This is a genomic window from Gammaproteobacteria bacterium, from assembly GCA_017999615.1.
In the GTDB taxonomy this organism is placed as follows: Bacteria; Pseudomonadota; Gammaproteobacteria; order JAABTG01; family JAABTG01; genus JAGNLM01.
The window spans coordinates 240,395-246,788 of the sequence record JAGNLM010000002.1; the positions used below are offsets into that span (position 1 = coordinate 240,395).

Here is a 6,394-nt window from a genome sequence, read left to right on the forward strand (position 1 = left end):
ACCTCCTCTTGGCGATACAGGTTGGCGAGGCCCGGTGGCGGGCCCCGCAGGCGTCCCCCTGCGGGAAACGGCCTGCGCCGGAGCGACGATGGGCCCGGTTGATTTGAGTCTAACACAGGGTCCCGGAGGCAGCCGGCGGCGTCGGCCGGGTCCCCGGGGATTGCATTGTCGGGATCGAAAGGTTAGGAATGACCCGGGAATTCTCCGGGCCCCCGGACTCTTCGCACGGTCCAGGGGCGGTCCACGGGCGGTCCAGGATTTGCGGGGGAGTGCCGCTATGTACCTGAAGCACCTACAATCGGGTGATCTGGTCGAGGTGCTCGACCTGGCCAGTCTGTTCGACCCGTTCAGGGGCGAGGTGGCAGGGCGCTACCACGCCGGGGAAGAGATGCAGGATGCCGTGGCGTTCAAGAAGTCGGACCTGGTGTTTCCCTCCGCGGAGCCGCTGCCGCGCTGCTGGACCGACCCCAGGTACAAGGAGAAAGACCTTCGCTAGGGACGTCCTCGCCCCTGCTGCGCAGGGCGCCGGCCGGGCTCTCGGAGGCGCGACCCCGGGACGGCCGGACGGGCCCCGCCCCGTGATGGCCCCTCTCCAGGCGCTGGGGTTCCTGGGGGGCGTGCTCGCGCTCGGCATCACCCTCGCCGCCGCGGCGAGCGCCCAGCCCTCGCCCTCGCCCCTCACCGGCAACGGGGGCCTGCGGGCGCTGTGCCTCCCCGTGGAGCCCTCTGCCCTCAGCTGCGACTTCCGTCTGGCGGACCCCGCGGACATCCGGGGCATCCAGGTGAGTGCGGGAGGCGTCACCCTCGCCCCCGCCACCTGGGAGTCCTACCCGAGCCCCCGGTCGATCACCGCCGTCCTCCTGCTGGTCGACTCCAGCGGGACCGCCCGTCAACTGCACCTGGCGCAGGGGCTCCAGGACCTCACCACCGTGCTCGAGGCGGCCCCCGCGCACCTGCGGTTCGGGCTCGCCAGCTTCGACAGCGAGCTCACGGTGGCCGTGCCGATCGGGGAGTCGCGCACCGTGGTACGCGACGCAGCCGCCCGCATCGCGCCGACCGAGCGCCCCACCGAGCTCTTCCGGGTGGCCCTCGAGGCCCTGAACGTCCTGGCCGCGACGCCGGCCGACCGCCGCGCACTGTTCCTGTTCTCGGACGGCCTCGCCGAGGACCGGGCCTACTTCCACCAGGACGTGGTCTCCGCCGCGAAGGCCCGAGGCATCGCCATCGTGGGCTTCGGCTACCCGCGCTCCCCCGTCCAGGCGGTCGCCCTGCAGACCCTGCGCCGGCTGAGCGAGGACACCGGCGGGACCTTCCTCGCCGCAGACGCCTCGGGCCGCGTGCCTGGCGAGGCCGTGCCCCCCGTGTTCCGGGCGCTGGACAGCGGCGGCACCCTGCGCGCGGGTCTCGCCCCGGCGCTCGCCGCCGGAGTCGGCGGGCCCACCCGGGTTCAGCTCACCGTGCAGACCTCCCGGGGCAGCGCCGAGGGCCACACCCAGGTGGAGCTCCCCGCAGCCTCCGGGCCCTCGCTCTCCCCGTCGCGGCCCCAGGCCGAGGTGCCGGTCGAGCCCGCGCGTCGCCCCGCCCCGACTTCGACTTCGACTTCGACTCCGAGTCCGGCCCCGAGTCCGAGTCCGGCCCGGGGATTCGTCTTCGACTACCGCGTGGTGCTCGGCGCCCTCGCCGCCGCGGTGCTCATCCTCGCGTGGGCCCTGCGCCGGCGCTCCCCGGGCCGCGCCCAGCGCCGCACCGGGAGCGAGGCGCCCGCGGGCCACCTGCACTTCCGCGACCAGCCCGAGCGCGAGGGGTTCCCCATCGTGGGACCCAGGGTCCGCATCGGGCGCCAGCGCGACAACGACCTGGTGCTCGGGGACGCGTCGGTTTCCCGCCACCACGCCGAGATCCATGTCGGCAACGACGGCTCGCTGACGCTCGTCGACCTGGACTCGCTGAACGGGGTCTTCGTGAACGAGCGGCAGGTGAAGAGCGCCGGTCTCGCGGACGGCGACTCGGTCGAGATCGGGGACGTCCGGTTCGTCTTCAGCGAGCGCACGGGCGCCCCCGCGGAGCCCCGGCGCGCGCCGGGGGCAATACTGGAGCAGACCGGCATCGCACGGGCCTCGGACCTGCCCACCTCCCTGCACTGAGGCTGCGTCTCTGGACCGAAGCTGCGGCGGCGCGCACCGAGCCTGCGCCGGCTGCGTCAGCGAGAGCGCAGTCCGGCGGCGAGCGCCTCCAACCGGGCCGGGATGCCGGCGCCGGGCAGTTGCGAGAGCAGCCAGCCGAGGCCGGCGCCGAAGGCGTTGGCGAGCATGTCCTGCACCTCGAGCTGGCGCACTCCGCCCGCCTGCTGCAGAAACTCGAGCCCCACGCCCATCGCGACGAAGGCCAGGGCGTAGCCGCTGCGGGCCCGCCCTGAGTAGATCCCCCCGAACCAGAGGGCCAGCACCAGGTAGCTCACCACGTGTTCGAGCTTGTCGCTCTCGGCGGGGAGCGCCTCGGGCGGCGACGGCGTGAGGCTTCCCCAGACCACGAGGGCGACGAGCAGCCAGCCGACCGTCACCCAGAGGGCGCGATGACGAAGCGGACGGGACAAGGTACCCCTCATGGCAGAGGTATTCGCGGGACCATCGACCCTATACTTACGCTGGATCGGGCTGTCCGATGGCCCGAAGGGAGCGTTTCAGCGAGGTCAGCCATGGGAACCTACCAGCACGTCCTGCTCGCGGTGGACTTCTCGAAGGAAGCCGATTACGTCGGTGCGCGGGCCGTCGCGCTGGCGCGGGAATGGGGCGCCCGGATCACCCTGCTCCACGTCGTCGCCCCAGTGTACCAGGAGCCCATCTACGAGGGCGTCACGACCCTGCCCCTCGACATCGAGGCCCAGCTGCTGGATTCGGCGCGCCACGCCATCGCGGACCTCGCCGTCCGGCTGGGCGTACCCGGGGCCGAGCGCCGGGTCGAGGTCGGGAGCCCGAAGACGGTCATCCTCGGCACTGCCGCGGCGCTGGGGGTCGACCTGATCGTCCTGGGCAGCCACGGCGTGCACGGCCTCGGCCTCTTGCTCGGCTCGACAGCCAACGGCGTGCTGCACGGGGCCCGCTGCGACGTGCTCGCGGTTCGGGTCGCGAGCTGAGCCCCGAAAGCCCCGCGAAGCCTCTGCGAAGCCTCTCAAGGAAACCCAGCAGGAGAAAATCTCCATGTCGGAAGACAAGATCTACGAAGTCCCTGCCAACATCGCGGCGCGCGCCTACCTCGACGACCCGCAGTACCAGGCGATGTACGCACGCTCCGTGGAAGACCCGGAGGGCTTCTGGGCCGAGCAGGCGGAGAAATTCGTCACCTGGGGCCGGCGCTGGGACCGCGTCCTCGACTGGGACTACCACCGCGGCCACATCCGCTGGTTCGAGGGCGGGAAGCTCAACGCGAGCTACAACTGCCTCGACCGCCACCTCAAGGAGCGGGGCGACCAGGTGGCGATCATCTGGGAGGCGGACGACCCGGCCCGCGACCGCAAGATCACCTACCGGGAGCTGCACCAGCAGGTCTCCAAGCTCGCGAACGTGCTCAAGGCGCGCGGGGTGAAGAAGGGCGACCGCGTCAGCATCTACCTCCCGATGATCCCGGAGGCCGCCGTCGCCATGCTCGCCTGCGCGCGCATCGGCGCCGTCCACTCCGTGGTCTTCGGCGGGTTCTCCCCGGAGGCGCTGAAGGACCGCATCCTCGACTCCGACTGCAAGGTGCTCATCACCGCCGACGAGGGCATGCGCGGCGGGCGCCGGGTGCCCCTGAAGGCCAACGCCGACAAGGCGCTGCTGTCCTGCCCCCACGTGCACACCGCCATCGTCGTGCGGCACACCGGGGGCGATGTCGCCTGGCGCGAGGGCCGCGACGTCTGGTACCACGAGATGATGGAGCACGTCTCGGCCGACTGCCCGGTCGAGGAGATGGACGCCGAGGACCCGCTCTTCATCCTCTACACCTCGGGCTCCACCGGCAAACCGAAAGGGGTGCTGCACACCACCGGCGGGTACCTGGTCTTCGCCGCGATCACGCACCGCTACGTCTTCGACTACCACGACGGCGACATCTACTGGTGCACGGCAGACGTGGGCTGGGTCACCGGCCACACCTACATCGTCTACGGGCCGCTCGCGAACGGCGCCATCACGCTCATGTTCGAGGGCGTGCCGAACTACCCGGACGGCTCGCGCTTCTGGCAGGTGGTCGACAAGCACAAGGTCAACACCTTCTACACCGCCCCGACCGCGATCCGGGCGCTCATGCGCCTCGGCGACGAGCCGGTGCAGGCGACCAGCCGCGCCTCCCTGCGCCTGCTGGGGTCGGTCGGCGAGCCCATCAACCCCGAGGCGTGGGAGTGGTACCACCGGGTGGTGGGCGACCACCGCTGCCCCGTCGTGGACACCTGGTGGCAGACCGAGACCGGCGGGATCCTGATCACGCCGCTCCCCGGCGCGACCCCTCTGAAGCCCGGCTCCGCGACCCGTCCGTTCTTCGGGGTGAAGCCCGCCCTCGTGGACAACGAAGGCCGTCTGCTCGACGGAGAGGCCGCCGGCAACCTCGTGATCACCTTCCCCTGGCCCGGCCAGATGCGGACCGTGTTCGGTGACCACCAGCGCTTCATCGACACCTACTTCCGCGCCTACCCCGGGATGTACTTCACGGGGGACGGGGCGCGCCGCGACAAGGACGGGTACTACTGGATCACCGGGCGGGTGGACGACGTCATCAACGTCTCCGGTCACCGCCTCGGAACCGCGGAGGTGGAGAGCGCGCTCGTGCTGCACGACTCGGTCGCGGAGGCCGCGGTCGTCGGCTACCCCCACGACATCAAGGGCCAGGGCATCTACGCCTACGTCACGCTGATGGAGGGGATCGAGCCGAGCGAGGAGCTGCGCCGCGAGCTGGTGGGGTTGGTGCGCAGCGAGATCGGGGCCATCGCGACACCCGACGTCATCCAGTGGGCCCCGAGCCTGCCCAAGACCCGCTCCGGAAAGATCATGCGCCGCATCCTGCGAAAGATCGCCGCGAACGAGCTGGAGAACCTGGGCGACACGAGCACGCTCGCCGACCCGTCCGTGGTAGACAACCTGGTCGCCAATCGGGCCAACCAGTAGGCACATCACACCGCTTCCCCGGCGCCTCCGCCGGGGAAGCTCCGGGGAGACTCCGAAGTTACGGAAGTGGGGACACTCCGAGCACCGATCCGCGGGCGAAAAAAAACCCCGGGGCGTCGAAACGTCTCGGGGTTTTCACGTTAGGAGCCTGGCGGTGACCTACTTTCACATGGGGAGACCCCACACTATCATCGGCGCAGAGCAGTTTCACTTCCGAGTTCGGGATGGGATCGGGTGGTTCCCGCTCGCTAAGGCCGCCAGGCAAACCGGTATTGCCGCTGCAACTCACCGCACACAGGCGTCGAGCGCACCGGCTTGGATCGGAGGGCTGGAAAATCAGGCGGTATGTGCCGCTTCGCTTCTCAGGAACATCCACCAGCGCCCTGTTCAGGGACCAAACTGGTTGGGTGTTATATGGTCAAGCCTCACGGGCAATTAGTACCGGTAAGCTCCACGCATTACTGCGCTTCCACACCCGGCCTATCAACGTCGTAGTCTTCGACGACCCTTCAGGGACCTCGAGGGTCCAGGGAGATCTCATCTTGAGGGAGGCTTCCCGCTTAGATGCTTTCAGCGGTTATCCCGTCCGTACATAGCTACCCGGCTGTGCCACTGGCGTGACAACCGGAACACCAGAGGTACGTCCACTCCGGTCCTCTCGTACTAGGAGCAGCTCCTCTCAAATCTCCAACGCCCACGGCAGATAGGGACCGAACTGTCTCACGACGTTCTAAACCCAGCTCGCGTACCACTTTAAATGGCGAACAGCCATACCCTTGGGACCGACTGCAGCCCCAGGATGTGATGAGCCGACATCGAGGTGCCAAACACCGCCGTCGATGTGAACTCTTGGGCGGTATCAGCCTGTTATCCCCGGAGTACCTTTTATCCGTTGAGCGATGGCCCTTCCATACAGAACCACCGGATCACTAAGACCTGCTTTCGCACCTGCTCGACGAGTATGTCTCGCAGTCAAGCACCCTTGTGCCTTTACACTCACTGCGCGATTTCCGACCGCGCTGAGGGTACCTTCGTGCTCCTCCGTTACTCTTTGGGAGGAGACCGCCCCAGTCAAACTACCCACCATACACTGTCCCCGATCCGGATAACGGACCTAGGTTAGAACCTCAAACACGCCAGGGTGGTATTTCAACGTTGGCTCCACGAGAACTGGCGTCCTCGCTTCAAAGCCTCCCACCTATCCTACACAAGCCTGTTCAAAGTCCCGTGTAAAGCTATAGTAAAGGTTCACGGGGTCT

Annotated in this window: 5 protein-coding genes and 2 rRNA genes (1 of these 7 only partly in view); 4 read left to right on the top strand and 3 right to left on the bottom strand. The window is 68.7% G+C overall.

From position 1 onward, the window contains the following. Window positions 1-277 precede the first annotated feature (277 nt). Both KA217_04160 and KA217_04165 read left to right on the top strand, forming a co-directional pair. The gene (locus tag KA217_04160; GenBank protein ID MBP7711646.1) at window positions 278-496 is read left to right on the top strand and encodes an acetyltransferase; all 219 of its coding nucleotides are present in this window, start codon (window positions 278-280) and stop codon (window positions 494-496) included. A gap of 82 nt (window positions 497-578) precedes the next feature. Beyond that, on the top strand, window positions 579-2,144 hold the full coding sequence (locus KA217_04165) for an FHA domain-containing protein (GenBank protein MBP7711647.1): 1,566 nt from the start codon (window positions 579-581) through the stop codon (window positions 2,142-2,144). A gap of 56 nt (window positions 2,145-2,200) precedes the next feature. Here the strand turns inward: KA217_04165 and KA217_04170 are convergent, their stop codons facing one another. Continuing rightward, complete coding sequence (locus KA217_04170; protein ID MBP7711648.1) at window positions 2,201-2,593, bottom strand: VanZ family protein; 393 nt, start codon at window positions 2,591-2,593, stop codon at window positions 2,201-2,203. 102 nt (window positions 2,594-2,695) lie between these two features. On the opposite strand from KA217_04170, the gene KA217_04175 reads away from it, so the two are divergent. Both KA217_04175 and acs read left to right on the top strand, forming a co-directional pair. After that, the gene (locus KA217_04175) at window positions 2,696-3,133 is read left to right on the top strand and encodes a universal stress protein (GenBank protein MBP7711649.1); all 438 of its coding nucleotides are present in this window, start codon (window positions 2,696-2,698) and stop codon (window positions 3,131-3,133) included. 64 nt (window positions 3,134-3,197) lie between these two features. Continuing rightward, window positions 3,198-5,135, top strand: coding sequence for an acetate--CoA ligase (gene acs / locus KA217_04180; GenBank protein MBP7711650.1), 1,938 nt, complete (start codon window positions 3,198-3,200; stop codon window positions 5,133-5,135). A gap of 146 nt (window positions 5,136-5,281) precedes the next feature. On the opposite strand, the gene rrf is transcribed toward acs, so the two are convergent. Together rrf and KA217_04190 are read right to left on the bottom strand one after the other, a co-directional pair. Beyond that, window positions 5,282-5,397 (bottom strand): 5S ribosomal RNA (gene rrf, locus KA217_04185). A 152-nt stretch (window positions 5,398-5,549) separates the two neighbouring features. After that, a 23S ribosomal RNA gene (locus KA217_04190) occupies window positions 5,550-6,394 on the bottom strand (it continues 2,040 nt past the right edge of the window).

Coding starts and splice junctions, on each gene's coding strand:
- KA217_04175 (MBP7711649.1), top strand. CDS start 2,696: ATGGGAACCTACCAGCACGTCCTGCTCGCGGTGGACTTCTCGAAGGAA.
- KA217_04160 (MBP7711646.1), top strand. CDS start 278: ATGTACCTGAAGCACCTACAATCGGGTGATCTGGTCGAGGTGCTCGAC.
- acs (MBP7711650.1), top strand. CDS start 3,198: ATGTCGGAAGACAAGATCTACGAAGTCCCTGCCAACATCGCGGCGCGC.